Origin of the sequence: Vibrio qinghaiensis (assembly GCF_002257545.1) — a bacterium.
Taxonomy (GTDB): Bacteria; Pseudomonadota; Gammaproteobacteria; order Enterobacterales; family Vibrionaceae; genus Vibrio; species Vibrio ordalii.
The window spans coordinates 2,825,186-2,849,883 of record NZ_CP022741.1 but is presented as its reverse complement, the minus strand read 5'-3'; the positions used below and the strand labels follow the sequence as shown (position 1 = coordinate 2,849,883).

The window sequence follows — 24,698 nt, the reverse complement described above, 5'->3', positions numbered from 1 at the left end:
GGACATCTCTCCTTAGATAGAACTTGCTTGTTGAGCACCGTAGAAGGTCTCGCCTTTTTCTGCCATATCAAGCAGCAGTTGAGGTACATGATACATCGCGCCCAATGCTTGGTATTGGCTTGCCATTGCAACGTAGTTTTGTAAACCAAGACTATCGAGATAGCGAAATACGCCGCCTCTAAAAGGAGGGAACCCCAAGCCGTACACCAACGCCATATCAGCTTCTTGGGGTGAGGCGATGATCTTCTCTTCTAAACAGAGTGCCACTTCATTGATCATCGGAATCATCATGCGCTCAATGATGGTTTGATCGTCAAAAGTACGTTTATCACCACATTCTACGTTAAGAACAGTGAGAACCTCTTCAGAGAAAGTTTTCTTCGGTTTGCCTTTCTTATCTAAAGTGTATTGATAGAAACCGCTGCCATTTTTCTGGCCATATTTATTGGCGTCAAACAGTGCATCAATAGCATCGCGGCCCTGTTTACCCATACGTTCAGGGAAACCTTGTGCCATTACTGCTTGTGCATGGTGAGCGGTATCAATACCGACCACATCTAGAAGATAAGCTGGGCCCATTGGCCAACCAAACTTACGTTCCATCACTTTATCGATTTGAGTGAAATCAGCGCCATCGCGCAGTAATAAACTAAAGCCACCAAAGTAAGGGAAAAGTACGCGGTTTACGAAGAACCCAGGGCAGTCATTGACCACGATGGGGGATTTACCCATTTTGGCCGCGTAAGCGACAACTCGATTGATGGTTTCATCGGAAGTGTGTTCACCACGAATAATTTCCACCAATGGCATACGATGTACGGGGTTAAAAAAGTGCATACCACAGAAGTTTTCTGGACGTTTGAGTGATTTGGCCAGTAGGTTGATTGGAATGGTTGAGGTGTTCGAGGTGATAACCGCATCCTCACCAACATTGGCTTCGACTTCACTTAGTACCGAGGCTTTGATTTTCGGGTTTTCAACCACAGCTTCAACAACCACATCCGCTTGCTCAATCCCAGCATAATGCAGGCTAGGCGTAATCGATGCGAGCACGCTAGCCATTTTAAAACCATCAATTTTTCCGCGCTCTAGCTGCTTGTTGAGTAACTTAGATGCCTCGGTCATACCTAAATTAAGGGACGATTGAGCGATATCTTTCATCAAAACAGGCACGCCTTTTATTGCCGATTGATAAGCAATGCCGCCGCCCATGATACCCGCACCAAGTACCGCCGCTCGGCCGGTTTCTTTATTGGCTGATTTGGCCGCTTTTTTTGCCAGTGCTTTAATATATTGGTCGTTGAGGAATAAACCGACCAAGGATTTCGCCGCTTCAGAATGAGCGAGCTTAACGAAGTGTTTACGCTCAATGGCCAATGCTTCATCACGGCTACAGCGCACGGCTTCTTCTATTGCAATGACAGCCGTTATTGGCGCTGGATAATGAGGCCCAGCATGCTGGGCAACCAAGCCTTTGGCCATGGTGAAGCTCATCATGGCTTCTAATTTGCTGAGTGTCAGTGCGGACGTTTTTTGCTGGCGACGCTTTTTCCAATCAACGGTTTCATTGATGGCGGATGTGATGGTTTTGAGTGCTGACTCAAGCAGTTTGTCGCTATCAACAATCGCATCGAGCAGCCCAATTTTAAGGGCTTCCTCAGCACGACATGCTTTGCCTTGAGTGATCACTTCCATAGCATTGTCGGCACCAATCACACGAGGCAGACGCACACAGCCACCGAACCCCGGCATAATACCAAGCTTTGTTTCCGGTAATCCTATGCTGGTGGTCGCGTCACCAATACGGAAATCGGTAGCGAGTACACACTCACATCCACCGCCTAGCGCATGCCCTGTTAAAGCGGCTAGTGTCGGAACGGGTAGATCTTCTAGTTTGTTGAAAATGCTATTGGCAAACTGCAGCCATTGGTCGAGTTCTTGCGCAGGTTTAGCAAAGAGACCTAAAAACTCAGTGATATCAGCCCCGACAATAAAAGATTCTTTATCGGAAGTAAGAATAAGGCCTTTCAGTCCTTGGTGGGCTTTTAGGGCATCAAGTGCATGGTTGAGCGATTCAAGAGTGGCAAGGTCAAGTTTGTTCACTGACTCCTTGGAGCAGAAACGCAACTCCGCAATACCATCTTGTAATTCCTTTACCTGTAGGGTGTTGGCTTGGTAAATCATTGTCTATCTCCGTGACATACAACCTTAAGATCGTGTGTGAGAGTTTTTGTTGTATTAATGGTTCTGGTTTGACCAGTAGGTTTAGTTTGACCTGAGGATTGTTTAATTTCAATACATTTTTTAAACAACTGTTTAACATTGAGTGCAAATGGAGATCAGCGCTGCTTTTTTAAGTGCACGTGTTACACTCTTGCGATCCGCTCGATCTATGATTTCACATGAACGAACAACCTTATTTAATTCCAGTTTTGCCTACCCAATTTGAAGAGGAAATTAAAAAAAGCCTCTTTATTACCTATTTGGCCCACACTCCGAGTGTAGATGTTGCCAAAGCGTTCGTTGCGCAAATAAAGGCAAAACATAGCGATGCCAGACACAACTGCTGGGGCTTTGTTGCCGGACGACCGGAAGATTCGATGTTATGGGGTTTTAGTGATGATGGTGAGCCATCAGGGACGGCGGGCAAACCGATATTGGCGCAGCTAGCCGGATCGGGTGTCGGGGAGTTAACGGCCGTCGTCACTCGTTATTATGGTGGGATTCGTCTTGGTACTGGTGGATTAGTTAAAGCTTATGGTGGCGGAGTGCAACAAGCACTCAAGCAGCTTCAAACTATTGAGAAAAAAATCACCACAAAATTATCCCTAACGTTAGACTACGGTTTTGTGCCGATTGCTCAATCCATCATCGCGCAGTATGAAGCATTAGAAGTCGAAGCCGATTATAAAGAACAGGTTAAATTTCTTGTTGAGATAGAATTGCGCCATCTTGATGCCTTTACTCAAACTATCATTAATAAAAGCGGTGCAAAAGCTGTAGTGACCGCTATAAAAAATAATTAGGAAGTCAGAAGCTTCGCTTCAGAAAAAGCAATGCAAATTCGATCTATTATTCGTATCGTCGGGCTTTTGCTCGCGCTATTTAGTGTCTCTATGCTTGCCCCTGCGCTGGTGGCTTTGCTGTACCGCGACGGTGCAGGTGTGCCTTTTGTCACGACCTTTTTTGTCTTGTTGATGTGTGGTGGCTTTTTTTGGTTTCCAAACCGCCGCTATCGACATGAATTGAAAGCCAGAGACGGTTTTTTGATCGTTGTACTGTTTTGGACGGTTATCGGTAGTGCGGGTTCATTACCATTTTGGTTAGCGGATAACCCTAATGTATCGGTTACTGATGCGTTTTTTGAATCGTTTTCAGCATTAACCACCACCGGAGCAACCGTCATTGTTGGGTTAGATGAATTACCTAAAGCGATTTTGTTCTATCGGCAGTTTTTACAATGGTTTGGTGGGATGGGGATCATCGTTCTAGCGGTGGCCATTTTGCCAGTATTGGGAATTGGGGGAATGCAGTTATATCGAGCGGAAATTCCAGGCCCGGTCAAAGATACTAAAGTCACTCCAAGAATCGCCGAAACCGCCAAAGCACTTTGGTACATCTATTTAAGCTTAACGGTTGCCTGCGCGACTGCTTTTTGGGCAGCAGGGATGACCCTATTTGATGCGATTTGCCATAGCTTCTCTACGATTGCTATTGGTGGGTTTTCGACTCATGATGCAAGCATGGGGTATTTTGATAGCTATGCGATCAATTTAATTACGGTTGTTTTTTTGCTCATTTCAGCCTGTAATTTTACGCTCCATTACGCGGCGTTTGCGACAGGTGGTGTCCATCCAAAATATTATCTCAAAGATCCAGAGTTTAGAGCTTTTGCTCTTATTCAGGTGATTTTGTTTGCGATTTGCTTTTCGATTTTGCTCGAACATCACACTTACGATTCTTTTTATGACGCTTTTGATCAGGCGCTATTTCAAACGGTATCCATTTCGACGACGGCAGGCTTTACCACTACGGGTTTTGCAGATTGGCCTTTATTCTTACCTGTATTATTGCTGTTTTCTTCATTTATTGGTGGCTGCGCGGGCTCAACGGGCGGTGGCATGAAAGTGATCCGTATCTTATTGCTTACCTTACAAGGTGCTCGTGAGATGAAACGCCTTATCCACCCAAGAGCCGTGTATACGATTAAGGTGGGCGGAAGTGCTCTTTCACAGCGAGTGGTTGACGCGGTTTGGGGATTTTTCTCAGCGTACGCACTGGTCTTCGTGGCGTGTATGTTGGCATTGATCGCAACAGGGATGGATGAACTGAGTGCATTTTCTGCCGTCGCTGCAACATTGAATAACTTAGGGCCTGGATTAGGTCAAGTCTCCGTACATTTTGCGGATGTTAATGACAGTGCAAAATGGGTATTGGTTGTTTCGATGCTCTTTGGTCGCTTAGAAATTTTTACACTATTAATACTGCTTACCCCTACGTTTTGGCGCAGTTAAGGATATCCCGTGCAAAAAGCTCTTTTTCTCTATTCTTCCCGTGAAGGTCAAACCAAGAAAATTCTTAACTATATAAAAGAGGAACTTTCTGAGTTTGATTGCGAACTTGCCGATTTACATCAAATTGAGGATATTGATTTAACTCTTTACGATCGAGTCTTAATTGGTGCTTCTATTCGCTACGGACATTTAAATAAAAAGCTTTATCAATTTATAGAAAAACATGCCGAGCAATTAGCACTCGCTAAAGCGGCGTTCTTTTGTGTCAACTTAACTGCAAGAAAAGAAGCGCAGGGTAAAGATACTCCAGAAGGAAGTGTCTATATTAAAACCTTTCTCAGTAAATCAGCATGGCAACCCAAGCTAATCGGAGTTTTCGCTGGTGCTCTTTACTATCCACGTTATCACTTTTTCGATAAGGTGATGATTCGTTTCATCATGTCATTGACTGGCGGTGAAACTGACACCTCAAAAGAAGTTGAGTACACAAACTGGCAAAAAGTATCTCTTTTTAGTGATAACTTTAAAAAATTGTAAATGAAAAGTCGATTTTTAGCGTCTTTTGGCTTTTTTCTGTTCGAACAAATAGAAAATCAAAAAAAACAGCAAAAAGGGGTTGCCAACGTGACGGCGATCTCTATAATGCCGCCTCACTGACACGGCACAGCCAGTAAGGGTTCAAACCCAACTAGCCAGCCAATCAGTAGGTCAAATCAGTAAGACGAAATAATATAAAAAAGTGTTTGACACTTAATGTTATCTCGCTAGAATGGCCGCCTCTTCAAAGGAAGCCTCGGCAACCTGGCGAAGAACGCTCTTTAACAATATAAACCTATCAATCTGTGTGGGCACTCGTTGATGATAATCGAAAAAGATTTATCAATGAACTGAGTGACCTGAACTAGCAATAGTTCGAATGCTTTTTGATTTCACTTTTTTCTTAAAAAGTGAAGACCAAGAAGCGGCACAGTCAATTCATTGTTGTTCTGTTGGAACAACAATAGCTTTAAAATTACTTTTTTACTTTCGAGTAAGAGCAGTTTTGAAGTCAGTATTCATTGAGCCGGTCTTAGGACCAACAAAACTTTAATTGAAGAGTTTGATCATGGCTCAGATTGAACGCTGGCGGCAGGCCTAACACATGCAAGTCGAGCGGCAGCACAGAGGAACTTGTTCCTTGGGTGGCGAGCGGCGGACGGGTGAGTAATGCCTAGGAAATTGCCCTGATGTGGGGGATAACCATTGGAAACGATGGCTAATACCGCATGATGCCTACGGGCCAAAGAGGGGGACCTTCGGGCCTCTCGCGTCAGGATATGCCTAGGTGGGATTAGCTAGTTGGTGAGGTAATGGCTCACCAAGGCGACGATCCCTAGCTGGTCTGAGAGGATGATCAGCCACACTGGAACTGAGACACGGTCCAGACTCCTACGGGAGGCAGCAGTGGGGAATATTGCACAATGGGCGCAAGCCTGATGCAGCCATGCCGCGTGTATGAAGAAGGCCTTCGGGTTGTAAAGTACTTTCAGTCGTGAGGAAGGTGGTGTTGTTAATAGCAGCATCATTTGACGTTAGCGACAGAAGAAGCACCGGCTAACTCCGTGCCAGCAGCCGCGGTAATACGGAGGGTGCGAGCGTTAATCGGAATTACTGGGCGTAAAGCGCATGCAGGTGGTGGATTAAGTCAGATGTGAAAGCCCGGGGCTCAACCTCGGAACCGCATTTGAAACTGGTTCACTAGAGTACTGTAGAGGGGGGTAGAATTTCAGGTGTAGCGGTGAAATGCGTAGAGATCTGAAGGAATACCGGTGGCGAAGGCGGCCCCCTGGACAGATACTGACACTCAGATGCGAAAGCGTGGGGAGCAAACAGGATTAGATACCCTGGTAGTCCACGCCGTAAACGATGTCTACTTGGAGGTTGTGGCCTTGAGCCGTGGCTTTCGGAGCTAACGCGTTAAGTAGACCGCCTGGGGAGTACGGTCGCAAGATTAAAACTCAAATGAATTGACGGGGGCCCGCACAAGCGGTGGAGCATGTGGTTTAATTCGATGCAACGCGAAGAACCTTACCTACTCTTGACATCCAGAGAATCTGGCGGAGACGCTGGAGTGCCTTCGGGAGCTCTGAGACAGGTGCTGCATGGCTGTCGTCAGCTCGTGTTGTGAAATGTTGGGTTAAGTCCCGCAACGAGCGCAACCCTTATCCTTGTTTGCCAGCACGTAATGGTGGGAACTCCAGGGAGACTGCCGGTGATAAACCGGAGGAAGGTGGGGACGACGTCAAGTCATCATGGCCCTTACGAGTAGGGCTACACACGTGCTACAATGGCGCATACAGAGGGCAGCAAGCTAGCGATAGTGAGCGAATCCCAAAAAGTGCGTCGTAGTCCGGATTGGAGTCTGCAACTCGACTCCATGAAGTCGGAATCGCTAGTAATCGTAGATCAGAATGCTACGGTGAATACGTTCCCGGGCCTTGTACACACCGCCCGTCACACCATGGGAGTGGGCTGCACCAGAAGTGGTTAGTTTAACCGCACTTTCTTCGGAGAGAGTGGAGGACGATCACCACGGTGTGGTTCATGACTGGGGTGAAGTCGTAACAAGGTAGCGCTAGGGGAACCTGGCGCTGGATCACCTCCTTATACGAAGATTACACTGATGAGTGTCCACACAGATTGATGGTTTATACAGTTTAAGAGACGATGCTGGGTCTGTAGCTCAGGTGGTTAGAGCGTTCGCCTGATAAGCGAGAGGTCGGTGGTTCAAGTCCACTCAGACCCACCAATTCTTCCTCCCAGAAGATTGGCACACAGTATCACGCACCTGATGGGGTTATAGCTCAGCTGGGAGAGCGCCTGCCTTGCACGCAGGAGGTCTGCGGTTCGATCCCGCATAGCTCCACCATCTTTAAGCGCACTAGCAATAGTGTTTTTAAAAATGGTTTTCATTAGAAAATCGTGCTCTTTAACAATTTGGAAAGCTGACTGATAACAACGAACGTGTTTGTTGTTATCAAATAAAAGTTCTCAACATCAATGCGTTTAACGTATTGATACCAAACACATTCAAGTGTTCTTGGGAAAGCTTACTTCGGTAAGTTTTCAAAATTGAGTCCGGCAAAATCAAACGTCTCTCGCTCATTCAAATAATGAGAGACAACCTTGGTGACTTGTCTGCAACACGAAACTTCTTCGGGTTGTATGGTTAAGTGACTAAGCGTACACGGTGGATGCCTTGGCAGTCAGAGGCGATGAAGGACGTAGTAACTTGCGATAAGCGTAGATTAGGCAGTAACAGCCACTTGAGTCTACGATTTCCGAATGGGGAAACCCACGTGCATAAGCACGTATCCTTACCTGAATACATAGGGTAAGGAGGCAAACCGGGGGAACTGAAACATCTAAGTACCCCGAGGAGAAGAAATCAACAGAGATTCCGAAAGTAGCGGCGAGCGAAATTGGACTAGCCCTTAAGCTTTTAATGATGCAGGTGAAGCCTCTGGAAAGTGGCGCAATAAAGGGTGATAGCCCCGTAACTGTTCCATCATTATAAGTGAAATCGAGTAAGGCGGGACACGTGTTATCCTGTCTGAACATGGGGGGACCATCCTCCAAGGCTAAATACTACTGACTGACCGATAGTGAACCAGTACCGTGAGGGAAAGGCGAAAAGAACCCCTGTGAGGGGAGTGAAATAGAACCTGAAACCGTGTACGTACAAGCAGTAGGAGCAGGCATTGTCCTGTGACTGCGTACCTTTTGTATAATGGGTCAGCGACTTATATTCAGTGGCAAGGTTAACCGAATAGGGGAGCCGTAGGGAAACCGAGTCTTAACTGGGCGCTTCAGTCTCTGGATATAGACCCGAAACCGGGTGATCTAGCCATGGGCAGGTTGAAGGTTGAGTAACATCAACTGGAGGACCGAACCGACTAATGTTGAAAAATTAGCGGATGACTTGTGGCTAGGGGTGAAAGGCCAATCAAACTCGGAGATAGCTGGTTCTCCCCGAAAGCTATTTAGGTAGCGCCTCGGACGAATACTACTGGGGGTAGAGCACTGTTAAGGCTAGGGGGTCATCCCGACTTACCAACCCTTTGCAAACTCCGAATACCAGTAAGTACTATCCGGGAGACACACGGCGGGTGCTAACGTCCGTCGTGGAGAGGGAAACAACCCAGACCGCCAGCTAAGGTCCCAAATTACTACTAAGTGGGAAACGATGTGGGAAGGCTCAGACAGCCAGGATGTTGGCTTAGAAGCAGCCATCATTTAAAGAAAGCGTAATAGCTCACTGGTCGAGTCGGCCTGCGCGGAAGATGTAACGGGGCTAAGTAGTAAACCGAAGCTGCGGCAATACAGTTTACTGTATTGGGTAGGGGAGCGTTCTGTAAGCCGTTGAAGGTGTGTTGTAAAGCATGCTGGAGGTATCAGAAGTGCGAATGCTGACATGAGTAACGATAAGGGGGGTGAAAAACCTCCCCGCCGGAAGACCAAGGGTTCCTGTCCAACGTTAATCGGGGCAGGGTAAGTCGACCCCTAAGGCGAGGCTGAAAAGCGTAGTCGATGGGAAACGGGTTAATATTCCCGTACTGCTTATAATTGCGATGGGGGGACGGAGAAGGCTAGGTGGGCCAGGCGACGGTTGTCCTGGTTCAAGTGCGTAGGCTAAGAGACTAGGTAAATCCGGTTTCTTGTTAGGCTGAGACACGACGTCGAGCTGCTACGGCAGTGAAGTCATTGATGCCCTGCTTCCAGGAAAAGCCTCTAAGCTTCAGATTATAAGCAATCGTACCCCAAACCGACACAGGTGGTCGGGTAGAGAATACCAAGGCGCTTGAGAGAACTCGGGTGAAGGAACTAGGCAAAATGGTACCGTAACTTCGGGAGAAGGTACGCTCTTATTGGTGAAGTCCCTTGCGGATGGAGCTGACGAGAGTCGCAGATACCAGGTGGCTGCAACTGTTTATTAAAAACACAGCACTGTGCAAAATCGCAAGATGACGTATACGGTGTGACGCCTGCCCGGTGCCGGAAGGTTAATTGATGGGGTTAGACTTAGGTCGAAGCTCTTGATCGAAGCCCCGGTAAACGGCGGCCGTAACTATAACGGTCCTAAGGTAGCGAAATTCCTTGTCGGGTAAGTTCCGACCTGCACGAATGGCGTAATGATGGCCACGCTGTCTCCACCCGAGACTCAGTGAAATTGAAATCGCTGTGAAGATGCAGTGTACCCGCGGCTAGACGGAAAGACCCCGTGAACCTTTACTACAGCTTGGCACTGAACATTGAACCTACATGTGTAGGATAGGTGGGAGACTTAGAAGCGCAGTCGCTAGATTGCGTGGAGTCGACCTTGAAATACCACCCTTGTCGTTTTGATGTTCTAACGTAGGCCCCTCATCGGGGTTGCGGACAGTGCCTGGTGGGTAGTTTGACTGGGGCGGTCTCCTCCCAAAGAGTAACGGAGGAGCACGAAGGTGGGCTAATCACGGTTGGACATCGTGAGGTTAGTGCAATGGCATAAGCCCGCTTAACTGCGAGAATGACGGTTCGAGCAGGTACGAAAGTAGGTCATAGTGATCCGGTGGTTCTGAATGGAAGGGCCATCGCTCAACGGATAAAAGGTACTCCGGGGATAACAGGCTGATACCGCCCAAGAGTTCATATCGACGGCGGTGTTTGGCACCTCGATGTCGGCTCATCACATCCTGGGGCTGAAGTCGGTCCCAAGGGTATGGCTGTTCGCCATTTAAAGTGGTACGCGAGCTGGGTTTAGAACGTCGTGAGACAGTTCGGTCCCTATCTGCCGTGGGCGTTGGAAGATTGAAGGGGGCTGCTCCTAGTACGAGAGGACCGGAGTGGACGAACCGCTGGTGTTCGGGTTGTCATGCCAATGGCATTGCCCGGTAGCTAAGTTCGGAATTGATAAGCGCTGAAAGCATCTAAGCGCGAAGCGAGCCCTGAGATGAGTCTTCCCTGGCACTTTAAGTGTCCTAAAGGGTTGTTCGAGACTAGAACGTTGATAGGTTGGGTGTGTAAGCGCTGCGAGGCGTTGAGCTAACCAATACTAATTGCCCGTGAGGCTTAACCATACAACACCGAAGGGGTTTTGTGGACTCAATGAAAGAACATTGAATGTGTGAATGAGAATGAAACAGCTTTCCGAATTAAGAAATTTGCTTGGCGACCATAGCGTTGTGGACCCACCTGACTCCATGCCGAACTCAGAAGTGAAACACAACAGCGCCGATGGTAGTGTGGGGTCTCCCCATGTGAGAGTAGGACATCGCCAGGCTTTATTAATGCTTCCATATGATAAAAATATGAAAGCAATACTAAAAACAGCATTATCAGAGTAAGACTGTTTTTTAGTGAGAATCCATGGAGAGATGGCTGAGTGGTTTAAAGCACCGGTCTTGAAAACCGGCGATGGTTAATAGCTATCCTAGGGTTCAAATCCCTATCTCTCCGCCAAATATAAAAAGCCGCTGTTAAATACAGCGGCTTTTTCGTATCTAAAGATCTTGTATCAATAGGCAACTTTATTTCTCATTATAATACCAATCTGGAAAATTAACTGGTCAGCTCTATCCACCTTCTCGAACACATCTGTCTGACTCTGGTCGAGCATTCCAAAAAACTATTCCAAGCCCGACATACTTTGGAGACAATGTCTTCGTAATCCGCAAAAAACTGATTGGCTAGAGAGTGTTGTCTTAACCAGCTCCATACTTGTTCTATTGGATTCAACTCCGGGGAATAGGGCGGGAGTTTGATGACACTGAGGTTCTGAAAGTCATTGGCTGGGACTGATGAGGGCACTTGGAGCGAGAAGTTATCCAAGAGAAGCCCATGTGCTCGAGCAGGTAATAGATAGTGCTGGCCAAATTCTTTCACGATATAAGGATGGATGTCGGCCCCAGTCAGTCGTCCACCCTGCGTATCATGAGCTTTATCTTTGTTGTATTGGCTTATCAATTTACTCAATAAGTGACATCTGTAACTTTTTTAAAGTACTTAGGTATTAGACGTGTGTCAGCTATAGATTATTTTAGTGATTAGGCTCGATTTGTTGTGTTTAATGGTTAGAATAATGATAGTTACTTTCTGGGATCCGCTATGGGCGTTATGGGACAGTTATCTATTTTAGGTTTTATTGCATTAGGTGGTGCATTTGGTGCGTGCGCTCGTTATTTGGTTACCGAGCTAAGTGTTCAGTTATTAGGGCGTGGATTCCCTTATGGAACGCTGATGGTCAACGTTGTCGGCTCATTTATTATGGGATTATTGATCGCTGCTTTTGAGAGTGAATTACTGGCAACTGAGCCATGGCGCCAGATTATTGGTTTGGGTTTCTTGGGTGCATTAACCACATTTTCTACATTCTCTATGGATAATGTATTGCTGATGCAGCAAGGAGCCTTTCTGAAAATGGGTGTTAATGTCTTATTAAACGTGGTGCTAAGTATCTCAGCGGCTTGGATAGGTTTCCAGTTGTTGATGAGAAGTTAACGAAATCACAATTTCATCTTGGTTAATGGATAGTCTTTCCCTATAATCGTGACTCAACTTGTCGGAGTGCCATAAGGCTGAGACCGTATTTTCGGGATCCGTTGAACCTGATCAGGCTAATACCTGCGAAGGGAACAAGAGAATATAACCTGCTAGTGATCTATCTAGCGTTATATCCTTAAGATCAAAACTCTATTTTGATCAACTCTTGTGCATTAATCCGTCAAGCATTTATCCCTAGTACAAAAAAGGAAGATGCTATGTCGAGTCGCAAACAAGCGAGACTGGAAGCCAAACAATTCATTGACACATTGTCTGTCGAACCCTACCCAAATTCCTCTAAAATTTATATTACTGGTTCACGTTCGGATATCCGCGTGCCAATGCGTGAGATTAAACTAGCTGACAGCTTAGTCGGGGGCACAAAGTCTTCACCGATTTATCAACCGAATGAATCTATATGCGTTTATGACACTTCAGGTGTCTATACCGACCCATCTCATACTATCGACTTATATCAAGGTTTGCCTAAATTAAGGGAACAATGGATCGCTGATCGGGATGATACCGAGTGGCTTGATGAGGTCAGTTCCGCTTACACTAAAGAACGCTTATCTGATGATACATTGGGCGAACTGCGTTATGGGAATCTGCCAGCCATACGCCGAGCAAAGAAAGGCAAGTGCGTTACTCAGCTTCATTATGCGCGGCAAGGTGTTATCACACCAGAAATGGAATACATTGCCATTCGAGAAAATATGCGACGTGGAGAGTGTATGGATGCACAGCTGAGCCAGCAACATGCAGGCGCCCATTTGGGGGCCAATCTACCAAAGCAGATAACTCCTGAGTTTGTGCGTCGTGAGGTTGCCGAAGGACGAGCCATTATCCCGTCGAATATTAACCATCCTGAATCAGAGCCGATGATCATTGGCCGTAATTTTCTCGTCAAAGTGAATGCGAATATCGGTAACTCATCTGTCTCTTCATCAATTGAAGAAGAGGTTGAAAAATTGGTATGGGCAACCCGCTGGGGTGGGGATACCGTGATGGATCTTTCTACTGGTCGCAATATTCACGAAACTCGAGAATGGATTTTACGTAATAGCCCCGTACCGATTGGCACTGTGCCTATGTATCAAGCATTGGAAAAAGTAAATGGTATTGCGGAGGATTTATCATGGGAAGTAATGCGCGATACCTTACTTGAGCAAGCGGAGCAAGGTGTTGATTACTTTACAATTCATGCTGGTTTATTGCTTCGTTATGTGCCAATGACCGCGAAACGTGTTACTGGCATCGTTTCGCGTGGCGGCTCTATTATCGCTAAATGGTGTTTAGCCCATCATACCGAGAGTTTTCTTTACACTCATTTCCGTGAAATTTGTGAAATTTGCGCCAAGTATGACGTTGCCCTTTCCTTAGGGGATGGACTACGGCCAGGATCCATTGCCGATGCTAACGATGAAGCACAATTTGCAGAGCTGCGCACTTTAGGTGAGTTGACCAAAATAGCGTGGGAATATGATGTACAGGTCATTATTGAAGGCCCTGGCCATATCCCCATGCATTTGATTAAAGAGAATATGGATGAACAATTAAAGCATTGCCATGAAGCGCCATTCTATACCTTGGGCCCATTAACTACCGATATTGCTCCCGGATATGATCACATCACTTCCGGCATTGGTGCTGCGATGATTGGCTGGTATGGCTGCGCGATGCTTTGCTATGTAACACCGAAAGAGCACCTTGGTTTACCAAACAAAGAAGATGTTAAAACGGGTTTAATTACTTATAAATTGGCAGCACATGCCGCAGACCTTGCGAAAGGGCACCCGGGAGCACAAGTGCGCGATAATGCTTTATCGAAAGCACGTTTTGAGTTTCGTTGGGAAGATCAATTTAATCTTGCATTAGACCCAGTTACGGCGCGTGCTTTTCACGATGAAACTCTTCCGCAAGAGTCTGGTAAAGTCGCGCATTTTTGCTCAATGTGCGGGCCGAAATTCTGCTCGATGAAAATCTCTCAAGAGGTTCGAGAGTATGCGCTAGATACCAAGCAAGTTGCTGCTGATGCGCTCATTTCCGTTACGCTGCTAGATGACCCGTTACAAGGCATGAGACAGAAATCGCAAGAGTTTAAAGCCTCAGGATCAGAGCTTTATCACCCTGCTGTTAGTCAACGGTCAGTCGTTAGCGAGGAGTAATTAGATGATTCAATTACTTATCCCCCGTGATGACATTGCGTTGACAGCTCAAGTACAACAGGTTTTGCTATTGGCCAAGCATCATGGTTTTGATATCGATGATATTTATTTGGGTGCCAGCCCAACTTTATATTGTCAATTAGTAACGCCGTCATGCTCATCTTTGATTGGCAGTGATTGCTTAGCCTCGTGCGAAGATGCGCTAAGTGCTTTAACTGATAAGCCCAATTTATTCTTGCAATACCAAGTCAATTTTTGCGCTCAAATGCCATTTGAGCACTCCCAGAAACGAGAAACTTGTTTGGTCAAGATAGGGCTGACAGCGGCTGACTCACACGACTATGTCGATGAGTGGTATCACGGAGAAGAGCTGCGTAGTATAAGATATTCTACGAATGCTCATGCTGCTGATGCAAAGAGTGAGCACTTTGCTTGGATTCTATCATTGTTGTGTCTCGACTTTCCACTAGAGGATGCTTTAGTGGTTACTCGGGCGGCAATGAGTGTTTCACGTGAAACATGGCCAACAGATAGCCGATATTTTCCTCAGCTACTACATTCAGCAGCTGGCATCTTTGCTGACGATAAACAAAATCACATCTGTTTTTCAAAGATAGACAAAAATATTGGCCTTTATCCTGTTGTGGATAGCGCTGAGTGGGTCGAGCGGTTATTGAAGTTTGATGTAAAGACAATCCAACTGCGAATAAAAGATTCAACACATCCCGATCTTGAATCACAAATTATCGCCGCTATTGAGCTTGGACAAGCCTATCAAGCACAGGTTTTTATTAATGATCATTGGCAGCTTGCGATAAAGCATGGTGCTTTTGGCATTCATCTTGGACAAGAAGATCTCACCAATGCAGATTTAGCACAAATTGCTCAAGCTGGGATCTGTTTAGGCATTTCAACTCACGGCTATTATGAGATTCTGAACATCGCTTCACTAAATCCCAGCTATATCGCTTTGGGTCACATATTCCCAACCACCACCAAAATTATGCCCTCTAAGCCACAGGGGCTTGTTAGGTTGAAACTTTACCAGCAGCTAATTGAGAGTTTAAGTTGTGCCGCCAACTCAGATGAAGTTGTAAGTGCAAAAATACCCACAGTTGCAATTGGCGGAATTAACCTAGAGAACGCATTGCAAGTTTGGCAGTGCGATGTATCAGGCTTGGCCGTTGTACGTGCAGTGACAGAAGCAAAATCACCTCAGTTGGTCATTGATAGTTTCAATCGAATCATACAAAACCGATTACCAAGTAGTGCTGAGGAGGTATGTGATTATGCTTTCTGATGCGCAATTTATCCGTTATCAAAGGCAACTTGCGCTCCCTGAAATAGGTGAGAATGGACAGCAATCTTTACTTGATAGCCGAGTGCTGGTTATTGGTTGTGGTGGTTTAGGGTCTGCGGCCGTTTTGTATTTGGCGAGTGCTGGTATTGGACAACTGGTAATAGTGGATGATGACCGAGTTGAAAGCAGCAACTTACCTCGGCAGGTGATCTACCGAGAGAGGCAAATTGGTCAAACCAAAGTCGATGCGATGGCAGAACAAATTAAAGCCATCAACCTTGATTGCAGAGTAAGAGCGATATCTAAACGCCTTATTGGTACTCAGCTCGAACTGGAAGTGCTTAATGCTGATGTCGTTCTTGACTGCACGGATAACATCCACAGTCGTCAGCAAATTAACCAGTTGTGCCGTAAACTAATTAAGCCATTGATTTCAGGTGCGGCTATTGGATGGAAGGGGCAAGTCATTGCTTTTGATCAACTGCCGTTATCACCTTGTTATCACTGTTTAGTGCCTGATAGCGAGCTGCCTGCCGCGCAGCGTTGTAATGAATTCGGTATTCTGGGGCCTGTCGTCGGAATCATCGGAACCCTGCAAGCTTTACAAGCCATCATGATATTGACTCGACAGACGATGCGTAATGCTAATCAACTGACACTGTTTGATGCTCATTTGTTTCAATTCCAAACCTTAAATGTTGTTAAAGATCCTCAGTGCGAGGTGTGTGGGTACCCACAGACTGATCAGATGAAGGGAGAAGCCACATGTCAGATATAACCATCAAGATTAATCAGCAGTTTCATCAAGTTTCAGCGGGAACCAGTATTGCGGATCTCACCAAACTGCTTTCGATCACGATTACCGGTTGTGTGTTTGCCCTGAATCAGAGCGTGGTGCCGCGTAGTGCGTGGTCAACGACCCTATTAAGTGAAGGCGATCAAATATCGCTGTTTCAAGCCATTGCAGGAGGCTAAATGTTAACGATAGCGAATAAACAGTTTGAATCTCGCCTGTTCACTGGTACGGGGAAATTTGCCAACCGAGAGTTAATGACAAAAGCTATTGCCACATCTGGCTCACAAATGGCGACAATGGCATTAAAGCGAGTCGATCTTAATCAATTAAATGATGATATTTTAGGGCCACTTATCGAGTTAGGCGTCCATCTTTTACCCAACACATCGGGTGCGAAAAATGCGAAGGATGCGATTTTTGCAGCCCATTTAGCGCGCGAAGCGTTATCGACATCGTGGTTGAAGTTAGAAATTCATCCCGACCCTAAGTATCTGATGCCTGACCCTATCGAAACGTTAAAAGCAGCGGAACAATTGGTGAAAGATGGATTTACCGTATTGCCTTATTGTCATGCTGACCCCGTGTTGTGTAAGCGTTTAGAGGAGGTGGGGTGCGCGGCCGTAATGCCATTAGGTGCGCCAATTGGATCGAATAAGGGACTGGTCTCACGAGATTTTTTAGAAATCATCATCAACCAAGCTCGTGTACCCGTGATTATTGATGCCGGTATTGGCGCACCTTCGCATGCGGCTTTTGCGATGGAATTGGGCGCGGATGCTGTCTTAGTTAACACCGCAATTGCGGCCGCGGGCGATCCGATACAAATGGCGTTGGCATTTAAGTTGGCGGTAGAGTCGGGTCGAATGGCTTATGAGGCTGGGCTTGCAACTCAGGTTCATCATGCTATCGCATCCAGCCCTCTAACTGCATTTTTGGATCAATAGCGATGAGCTTTTTAGAACGTTTCAAACAACTCGATTGGGACGATATTGCGTTATCAATCTGTTCCAAAACAGCGTCAGATGTCGAGCGAGCATTGCATAAAGAGAAGCGCGATTTGGAGGATTTCAAGGCATTAATCTCTCCTGCTGCTGAGCCTTATATCGAGCAGTTAGCGCAACTTTCTTACGCACTGACGAGGCAACGCTTTGGCAATACTCTTTCTTTTTATATCCCGCTTTATCTTTCAAATTTGTGTGCCAATGCGTGCACTTATTGTGGATTTTCGATGGAGAATCGCATCAAGCGGCGTACATTAAGTTTGCATGAAGTTGAACGTGAATTGGCAGTTATCAAGCAGATGCAGTTTGATAATGTGTTGCTGGTCACTGGTGAGCATGAAACCAAAGTAGGCATGAACTATTTCCGGCAGATACTGCCGTTGATAAAGCGTGAAGTCAGCTATGTTGCTATGGAGGTTCAACCGCTTCAGCAAGCGCACTATGCGGAGCTAAAGAGCTTAGGTTTAGATGCGGTAATGGTATATCAAGAGACTTATCATCCATCGACTTACGCTTTACATCATCTGCGAGGCAACAAAATGGATTTTAACTTTCGCCTTGAAACACCGGACCGACTTGCCCGGGCGGGGATTGATAAGATTGGTCTTGGCGCTTTGATTGGCTTGGAAGATTGGCGGGCCGATTGTTTTTACGTGGCCGCTCACCTGGATTATCTTGAAAAGAGATATTGGAAGACGCGCTATTCGATTTCGTTTCCTCGCTTGCGACCTTGTGAAGGTGGCCTGCAACCTAAATCGGTTATGTCTGACAAGCAACTGGTTCAGCTCATCTGTGCATTTCGCTTGCTAAATTCAGAAGTGGAACTCTCGCTTTCTACCCGCGAATCGGCGCACTTTAGGGATAAGCTCATTCCACTGGGGATCACCAGCATATCGGCGGGATCAAAAACACAGCCTGGAGGTTATGCAATGCAAGAGGCCGAGCTTGAGCAATTTGTGATTAGCGATGAACGTACAGCCGCACAAGTTGCCGCCGCTGTTAAAGGGCAAGGCTTTGAAGTTGTGTGGCGAGATTGGCATGCTGCCTATTCTGGATGAGGTCATGGCTTGCACGTTTCACGTGAAACATATGGATGCATTCATTAAAGTATGGTGATTTGGCTAATTAAGGTGAGTTCGAGTTAAGAGAATCATAAGTTAAAGTAAAGGCGACCCGAAGTCGCCTTTCATCTTTCTAGGTTAAGTTACTACAGAGAAACTACTTACAGCGCATTTGTTTTATCATGTTGAAGTTTAATCATGCTCAATAGGTAGCGTCGCTTGGCGCAACCACGCTTTGTTATCACCCTCAACGAGTGGGCTAACTTGATCCCATACTTTTTGATGGTAGTCATTTAGCCATGTGAGCTCTGGTCGAGTTAACATATTGATGTTGATCGCGCGCTTATCAATCGGGCAGCGCGTGAGTGACTCAAACCCCAACACAGAGAAATCACCTTGTGTTTCAACTTCGACCACCAGTTCTAAGTTTTCTATACGAATGCCAAACGCATCGGCACGGTAATAACCGGGCTCGTTCGACAGTACCATGCCCGGAAGCAGTGCGACGTTGTTGAAAACTTTGCTGATGCGTTGTGGCCCTTCATGGACACTCAAAAAGTGGCCGACTCCATGACCAGTGCCATGATCATAATCGAAGCCATTAGCCCATAGGTGCTGACGGGCAAGTACATCAAGCTGATGACCACAAGTGCCTTTTGGAAAGCGTGCTCTGGCTAGTGCAATATGACCTTTAAGCACTAAAGTGAACTGTTTTTTCATCTCTTCACTGGGGTTACCAATGGCAATGGTACGCGTAATATCAGTCGTACCATCACAATATTGGCCGCCAGAATCGACAAGATAAAGTGAGTCTTGAGCTAATTGTCCTGGTTTTACTTGGTTGATGTGGTTGTAATGGCACATAGCTGCATTACTACCTGCCGCTGAAATAGTATCAAAACTAAGATCGGCTAGAGTAGGGTCTTCCTCTCTAAATGCTTGTAAGCGGTCAGATAAATAGCCTTCGTCGTGCAGTCTTTGGCTCGCCACTTCATTATCCAACCAAGCAAGAAATTTCGTCATCGCCACACCATCACGCACGTGGCACGCTTTCATTCCAGAGACTTCGGTTGCATTTTTTGCCGCTTTTAGCAGTAAGCACGGATCGGCGTCATTAATGATTTCAGCAGCGGAATTTTGTAAAGTCAGCGTAAACCATGCATTACTGGTGGCAGAATCGATCATCACCTTTTTACCTGCGAGTAAGTTAAGCTGCTTTTCTAGTTGATCTGGATGGTGAACGCGAACGCCGCCACCGACATGCTTGTCAAATTCCGCAGGAAGACGAGTAGGGTCAAGGAAGAAATCGACCTTGGAGTCAGCATAAATAATGGCATGGGAAAGTAATACTGGTAATCGGGAAACATCAAGGCCACGGATATTGAGCAGCCAGCAGATGGAATCAAGTTCTGTCAGTACCGCCGCATCAATCTTTTTCTTACTCAGCTGATGGGCTATTTGCTTACGCTTATCATGGCTACTGATACCGACGAGTTCATTACCCATCAAGCGCACTGCTGAAATTGCAGTGCTAGGGCGGTCCTTCCATAACTCATCGATTGGATTACTGCCGACGGCAATAAGCTGTAACTCATCAGACAATTTTGCCTGTGCTGCTTTAAGCCAGCTTGCTCGATGCATGCGCGGATCAAATCCCACTTTACTACCGGAGGCCAATGCGCTTTGGAGCCAATCGAGAACGGGCTCTTCAATCAAGTGACGGTACTCAAAGGTTGCCTCTGGCACTTGTTTACGAACTTGCACGGTATAGCGGCCATCCACAAAAATAGCCGCGTTATCGTGGGTGATCACTGCCGCGCCTGCCGAGCCAGTAAAACCAGTTAACCAATGCAGGCGTTCGTTGTGTTGCGGTACATATTCCCCGAGATATTCATCTTCGTGTGGAATGATGATGGCATCAAGCCCTTGCTGTGTGAGCCAGCCACGTAAGGCTGATACGCGTTGTGCGATTGAATCATGCATCTGTGTTATATCCTTTCTCATAACCGTCCGTTGTAGGTGTAGGGAACTGTGCAAATCCATAGCAAACCCTGACTTTATTATTGTGTCTATGGGGTTGTGGCGATGGGGACGAGCCTCAATAAGCTACTCTTTTTATCGAACTGGCGCAAACCGCAGCTTCACCTGAGATGCAGTGTTTTGGTTTGGATCATCTGCCTTAACCAGCTCAATGCGGGGTCACTTTCTCTGTCTCTGTGCCAAAATAACGTATAAGCCATAGGTGGAAATTCCATCGGTAATGGCAACACGACGAGATCCATTTGCTTGGCTACTAAGTGGGTGAAGTGGCTCGGCGCGGTAAAGATAAAATCAGTATAAGTACAAAGACTGGCGGCACTATTAAAATCCGGTACTGTAATTGCGATGTCCCTTTCTCGGCCGATATCCGCCAAGCGATAGTCGAGTAACCAACGATCATTACCATCGCAGCGCACTTGTACGTGACGTAGCGATAAATAGCGCTCTAACGTCCAATTGTCTCGTAATGCTGGGTGGTCTTTACGCACCACGCACATTTGGCTATCTCGATAGATCTCTTGCTCACAGATATCACTGGGTGGCAGCATCGTCAGTTTTGCATCATTGATATCAATGTCCTTGCCGGTAATGCCTAAATCCAACTCACCAAGCTGCAATTTCTTAAAGGTTTGATCGTTCCATGAGTGAGTGTTGATGTTGAGGTTTGGACCTTGGCTGAAAATAGCGGGCAAAAAATGGGGGAGAATCAATGGGTAGACGCTTTCTACTGCCGCAATATGAAAACGGTATTCACTGCTTTGTGGTGAAAATTGTTGTGGTTGAGTGAGCAGCTCGAGCTGATTGATGAGAGTGTCGAGTTTAGGTTTAAGATAAAGCGCCTGCGGTGTGGCCTTTAAACCATGTGAGTTACGAATAAACAGCGGATCATTAAATTGCTGACGAAGTTTGGCAAGCGATTTACTGACGGCTGATTGGCTCAAACAGAGACGACGAGCAGCGCGCGTGACGTTCAGTTCTTCTAGCAGTACGGACAGACAAACAAGCAAATTAAGGTCGATTCTGGCTAATTTTTCTATATTCATCTGTATTTCCATTTGGGAATAATTGTGATGAGTATAAGCCATTTCTATTCATATCATCATTGCTCTATTATGCTTCGGTTACAAAAGTGTGTTCTTTCTCATTACTGGAGTGTTTCGTGAAGCAAATAACCTCTGATGCGCATAGCAAGCGTCAATTGGCATTACTGATTTTGTTGGTTCTGTTTAGCCCGTTAGCGATTGATATTTATCTACCGGCTTTACCGCAAATTTCTCAAACGTTTCACGTGGAACACGCTTATGCACAAGATACGATTACTTGGTTTCTGTTTGCTATGGGAGTCGGTCAACTCTTCGCTGGCCCGCTAGCGGACAAACTCGGGCGTCGAACTGTTGCATTAGGAGGGATCAGTATTTATGCATTGAGTGCTTGCTTGGCGTGGGCCGCTCAGAGTATTGAATGGATGCTGATGGCTCGGCTACTACAAGGCTTCGGTGCGTGCGCGACATCGGTAGCGGCTTTTGCAACAGTTCGCGATATTTTTGGCCCACAACGTAGCGGCAAAATGATCAGCTACTTAAATGGTGCAATCTGTTTTATTCCTGCATTAGCGCCAATCCTTGGTAGTTGGTTAACTCAGCAATTTGGCTGGCGCAGTAACTTCAGCTTTATGGCGGGTTTTGCCGTGGTCGCGGGTTTAATGATGGTGATTGGTATGAAAGAAACCAACCCACAAGCCACCGAACAGCAAGCGTTCTTTAAGTTATCCCGTTACTGGTCCGTATTGAAAACACCATCTTTTATCTTCCATGCTTCATTATGTATGTTAGCGATGGCGGTTATTTTAGCCTATGTCACTTCTGCCCCAGTGGTATTAATGGAAGGTTATGGATTGACCATGAATGAATTTACTTTCTGGTTTGGACTCAATGCCATCATTAATATCGTTGCCTGCCTAAGTGCGCCGAAATTTATGGATAGGTTTGGTACCCATATGGCGCTGGTGGTTGGAATTGGCACGTTATTGGTTGCGGGGACTACCATGGTCGCGCTGGCACAACAGAAAACGGCGATTGCCTTTATGCTGCCCATTTTTATGTCATCAATCGGCTTTGCTTGGATTCTGGGAGCGGCCGCAGGAAAAGCACTGGCGCCATTTGGTGACCGTGCGGGAACCGCCGCGGCACTGCTTGGTTTGTTTCAGATGAGTGGTGCTGGCCTGTTGGTTGGCACCATGCAGCGTGTTGGATTAGAACCTCAGATATTAATTGCACTGCAAATGTGGCTGATTGCGCCAGCGTTGTTTATCCTGTTTTCTAAAGCAGGGCGTTATTGGCATCAATTAGTGGTGAATTAATAAATTGTCACCTGCTGTTTTATATTCTTTTTAACGGGTGTATATTTAGTCACTTAATTATTTCAATTGCACTTTGGAAACGAAACAACAATGTCAATGACAACCTATGAAATGGCTCGAATTTGGGAACAACTCGACGAGTCTCCAGAAAAGGTCATGTTCGGAAAATTGCTGAATGAATTAGGCAACCAAAGTAGTGAGCGTATTCGCAGTGCCGCCAAACAAGTACCACTACCAGTTCTGCGTGATTTAGTCTTTCAGTTTCAACAAGTGATTGAAGCGCGTAAAGGCGAGCAAGTCGAAATCATGGCGAAGGAATTGGCAAAGCAGGGTATTTCGGCTGAAGAGCTTTTAACTTATCTGAACAAATAATTTATTATCAGTACTGATGCCATAGCCCGGAATTTAGTTTCGGGCTTTTTATTGCGTGGTGTTTGCGGCTTCGGTGATTAAGGATTCACATTTCGGTTAATCGGGTTCTGCAAGGAAATAAGCGTCTCTGTGGATTGCACTTCATCAATAGCCTGTAATTTGTCGATCAGCACAAATTGTAATTCCTCAATCGAGCGGCACATTAACTTCACAAAAATATTATAGGCTCCTGTGGTGTAATAGGCTTCCACCACTTCATCCAGCGCATTGAGTTTGGCGAGCGCCGAATGGTAGTCTCGCGCGGCATTGAGATTGATACCGATAAAACAACACACGTCATAACCCAATTTTTTGGTATTGACGATCACTTCCGTACCTTGAATGATGTCGGCCGATTTCATCTTTTCAATACGAACATGGATAGTGGCAGGACTAACGTTGAACTGCTTGGCCATTTCTGCGTAGGGCGTGCGTGCATCGTCCATTAAAATTTTTAAAATGGCGCGGTCGAGTTCGTCCAGTTTAGCGGTAGTGGCTTGCATCACAGCCTCCTTATCATTGAAATGGTTTGCTCAGTTTATCACTGGTCGTTGTTTCTCGTAAGCTGCCGTTTAAGAAAAGCGATAAGCTTTAGTCACCTCAGTGAAAATTGGGTAAACTCAATCCTCCTCATTATTTCCTTTGTTTCGGAGTTAACTTGCAGCTACAACTGATTTGCGAAGTTCCTGCTCAGCAAGCACATTTGGATACATTAGCCGCGCGTTGGGGATTAAAACCATGCGCTGAGAGCCCATTTGCCTTGGTATTAACTCAGTCTCGTCTTGAGTTGCGTAAACTGGATGAGCCTAAACTCGGCGCTATTTATGTCGATTTAGTCACGGGGGCGGTTGCTCACCGACGTAAATTTGGTGGCGGTAAAGGTCAGTCGATAGCCAAAGCTGCGGGACTAAACAAAGGAGCGACACCGACCGTGTTAGATGCAACGGCTGGGTTAGGTCGTGATGCTTTTGTGTTGGCCTCGCTCGGCTGTAAAGTGCAAATGGTTGAGCGGCATCCCGTTGTGGCCGCGCTGCTCGATGATGGTTTAGAGCGTGCCAAGCAAGATGCAGAGATTGGTGGCTGGGTAAGCGAGCGAATGTCGTTACTTCACGCTTCGAGTCATGATGCGCTTGAAAAACTGGCGCAAGATGAAGATTTTGTAAAGCCAGATGTGGTGTATCTTGACCCCATGTACCCGCACCCGGAAAGTAAAAAACAAACGGCTTTGGTAAAAAAGGAGATGCGCGTCTTTCAATCGCTGGTGGGTGCTGACTTGGATGCTGATGCATTATTAAACCCAGCCTTGAGTTTGGCGACCAAACGCGTGGTGGTGAAGCGTCCTGACTATGCCGATTGGTTAGACAAACAGAAGCCGAGTATGGCGATTGAAACCAAGAAAAATCGTTTTGATGTGTATGTGAAAGCGGCGATGATCTAACGCATTCAATACGTTAGCTTTGGCGAGAAAATCTCGTTGCCCATAGATGT

Annotated in this window: 17 protein-coding genes, 3 tRNA genes, 3 rRNA genes, 1 pseudogene and 1 riboswitch; of the genes and pseudogenes, 19 read left to right on the top strand and 5 right to left on the bottom strand. The window is 46.2% G+C overall.

The features are described 5' to 3' along the window. Positions 1-12: 12 nt before the first annotated feature. Positions 13-2,184, bottom strand: coding sequence for a fatty acid oxidation complex subunit alpha FadB (fadB, locus tag CCZ37_RS13215; protein WP_094500765.1), 2,172 nt, complete (start codon positions 2,182-2,184; stop codon positions 13-15). 218 nt (positions 2,185-2,402) lie between these two features. On the opposite strand from fadB, the gene CCZ37_RS13210 reads away from it, so the two are divergent. The 9 genes from CCZ37_RS13210 (at position 2,403) to CCZ37_RS13165 (ending at position 10,994) form a co-directional block, all read left to right on the top strand. Then, entirely contained in the window at positions 2,403-3,026 is a 624-nt protein-coding gene (locus tag CCZ37_RS13210; RefSeq protein ID WP_010319975.1) for a YigZ family protein, read from the top strand. Between the two features lie 30 nt (positions 3,027-3,056). Beyond that, positions 3,057-4,514 carry a TrkH family potassium uptake protein gene (locus CCZ37_RS13205; RefSeq protein WP_094500764.1) on the top strand — a complete coding sequence of 486 codons (1,458 nt, stop codon included), beginning with the start codon at positions 3,057-3,059 and terminating at the stop codon, positions 4,512-4,514. Between the two features lie 9 nt (positions 4,515-4,523). Then, positions 4,524-5,051 carry a menaquinone-dependent protoporphyrinogen IX dehydrogenase gene (gene hemG, locus CCZ37_RS13200; protein ID WP_017044105.1) on the top strand — a complete coding sequence of 176 codons (528 nt, stop codon included), beginning with the start codon at positions 4,524-4,526 and terminating at the stop codon, positions 5,049-5,051. 550 nt (positions 5,052-5,601) lie between these two features. Continuing rightward, positions 5,602-7,160: ribosomal RNA gene (locus CCZ37_RS13190) — 16S ribosomal RNA — on the top strand. A 65-nt stretch (positions 7,161-7,225) separates the two neighbouring features. Then, positions 7,226-7,302: transfer RNA gene (locus CCZ37_RS13185), tRNA-Ile, on the top strand. Positions 7,303-7,346: 44 nt separating this feature from the next. Beyond that, a tRNA-Ala gene (locus CCZ37_RS13180) sits at positions 7,347-7,422 on the top strand. 298 nt (positions 7,423-7,720) lie between these two features. Further along, positions 7,721-10,612 (top strand): 23S ribosomal RNA (locus CCZ37_RS13175). An 87-nt stretch (positions 10,613-10,699) separates the two neighbouring features. Next, a 5S ribosomal RNA gene (gene rrf, locus CCZ37_RS13170) occupies positions 10,700-10,815 on the top strand. Together the 16S, 23S and 5S rRNA genes with 3 tRNA genes alongside form the textbook arrangement of a ribosomal RNA operon. A gap of 88 nt (positions 10,816-10,903) precedes the next feature. Continuing rightward, positions 10,904-10,994, top strand: a tRNA-Ser gene (locus tag CCZ37_RS13165). Positions 10,995-11,093: 99 nt separating this feature from the next. Here CCZ37_RS13165 and CCZ37_RS19330 read toward each other — a convergent pair. Next, a pseudogene (locus CCZ37_RS19330) lies at positions 11,094-11,318 on the bottom strand (transposase); the annotation flags it as partial. A 330-nt stretch (positions 11,319-11,648) separates the two neighbouring features. Here CCZ37_RS19330 and crcB point away from each other — a divergent pair. The 7 genes from crcB to thiH all read left to right on the top strand — a co-directional run bounded on the left by crcB (position 11,649) and on the right by thiH (position 18,397). After that, positions 11,649-12,032, top strand: coding sequence for a fluoride efflux transporter CrcB (gene crcB / locus CCZ37_RS13150; RefSeq protein WP_010319423.1), 384 nt, complete (start codon positions 11,649-11,651; stop codon positions 12,030-12,032). A 52-nt stretch (positions 12,033-12,084) separates the two neighbouring features. Next, a riboswitch (TPP riboswitch) is annotated at positions 12,085-12,183 on the top strand. Between the two features lie 109 nt (positions 12,184-12,292). Continuing rightward, on the top strand, positions 12,293-14,242 hold the full coding sequence (thiC, locus tag CCZ37_RS13145) for a phosphomethylpyrimidine synthase ThiC (RefSeq protein ID WP_094500762.1): 1,950 nt from the start codon (positions 12,293-12,295) through the stop codon (positions 14,240-14,242). A gap of 4 nt (positions 14,243-14,246) precedes the next feature. Continuing rightward, entirely contained in the window at positions 14,247-15,542 is a 1,296-nt protein-coding gene (gene thiE, locus CCZ37_RS13140) for a thiamine phosphate synthase (RefSeq protein ID WP_094500761.1), read from the top strand. Next, entirely contained in the window at positions 15,532-16,320 is a 789-nt protein-coding gene (locus CCZ37_RS13135) for a HesA/MoeB/ThiF family protein (RefSeq protein ID WP_094500760.1), read from the top strand. The genes thiE and CCZ37_RS13135 overlap by 11 nt, the downstream gene beginning before the upstream one ends. Next, positions 16,308-16,517: a sulfur carrier protein ThiS gene (thiS, locus tag CCZ37_RS13130; RefSeq protein WP_010319419.1), complete on the top strand. Its 210-nt coding sequence runs from the start codon at positions 16,308-16,310 to the stop codon at positions 16,515-16,517. Before CCZ37_RS13135 ends, thiS begins: the two co-directional genes overlap by 13 nt. Continuing rightward, the gene (locus tag CCZ37_RS13125; protein ID WP_094500759.1) at positions 16,518-17,282 is read left to right on the top strand and encodes a thiazole synthase; all 765 of its coding nucleotides are present in this window, start codon (positions 16,518-16,520) and stop codon (positions 17,280-17,282) included. It abuts the gene before it with no gap. 2 nt (positions 17,283-17,284) lie between these two features. Next, positions 17,285-18,397 (top strand): 2-iminoacetate synthase ThiH, encoded by a 1,113-nt coding sequence (thiH, locus tag CCZ37_RS13120; protein WP_094500758.1) that lies wholly within the window; start codon positions 17,285-17,287, stop codon positions 18,395-18,397. A 195-nt stretch (positions 18,398-18,592) separates the two neighbouring features. Here the strand turns inward: thiH and CCZ37_RS13115 are convergent, their stop codons facing one another. Together CCZ37_RS13115 and CCZ37_RS13110 are read right to left on the bottom strand one after the other, a co-directional pair. Continuing rightward, positions 18,593-20,383 carry an aminopeptidase P family protein gene (locus CCZ37_RS13115; RefSeq protein WP_167372417.1) on the bottom strand — a complete coding sequence of 597 codons (1,791 nt, stop codon included), beginning with the start codon at positions 20,381-20,383 and terminating at the stop codon, positions 18,593-18,595. 158 nt (positions 20,384-20,541) lie between these two features. After that, positions 20,542-21,483: a LysR family transcriptional regulator gene (locus tag CCZ37_RS13110; protein WP_094500756.1), complete on the bottom strand. Its 942-nt coding sequence runs from the start codon at positions 21,481-21,483 to the stop codon at positions 20,542-20,544. A 116-nt stretch (positions 21,484-21,599) separates the two neighbouring features. On the opposite strand from CCZ37_RS13110, the gene CCZ37_RS13105 reads away from it, so the two are divergent. Both CCZ37_RS13105 and tsrA read left to right on the top strand, forming a co-directional pair. Beyond that, positions 21,600-22,799 (top strand): multidrug effflux MFS transporter, encoded by a 1,200-nt coding sequence (locus CCZ37_RS13105; protein WP_244187272.1) that lies wholly within the window; start codon positions 21,600-21,602, stop codon positions 22,797-22,799. Positions 22,800-22,889: 90 nt separating this feature from the next. After that, positions 22,890-23,171 (top strand): H-NS-like global regulator TsrA, encoded by a 282-nt coding sequence (gene tsrA / locus CCZ37_RS13100; protein ID WP_017044523.1) that lies wholly within the window; start codon positions 22,890-22,892, stop codon positions 23,169-23,171. 77 nt (positions 23,172-23,248) lie between these two features. On the opposite strand, the gene asnC is transcribed toward tsrA, so the two are convergent. Continuing rightward, the gene (gene asnC, locus CCZ37_RS13095) at positions 23,249-23,713 is read right to left on the bottom strand and encodes a transcriptional regulator AsnC (RefSeq protein WP_010319577.1); all 465 of its coding nucleotides are present in this window, start codon (positions 23,711-23,713) and stop codon (positions 23,249-23,251) included. Between the two features lie 155 nt (positions 23,714-23,868). Between asnC and CCZ37_RS13090 the strand changes: the two genes are divergently transcribed. Next, on the top strand, positions 23,869-24,648 hold the full coding sequence (locus CCZ37_RS13090) for a class I SAM-dependent methyltransferase (protein WP_094500754.1): 780 nt from the start codon (positions 23,869-23,871) through the stop codon (positions 24,646-24,648). Positions 24,649-24,698: the final 50 nt, after the last annotated feature.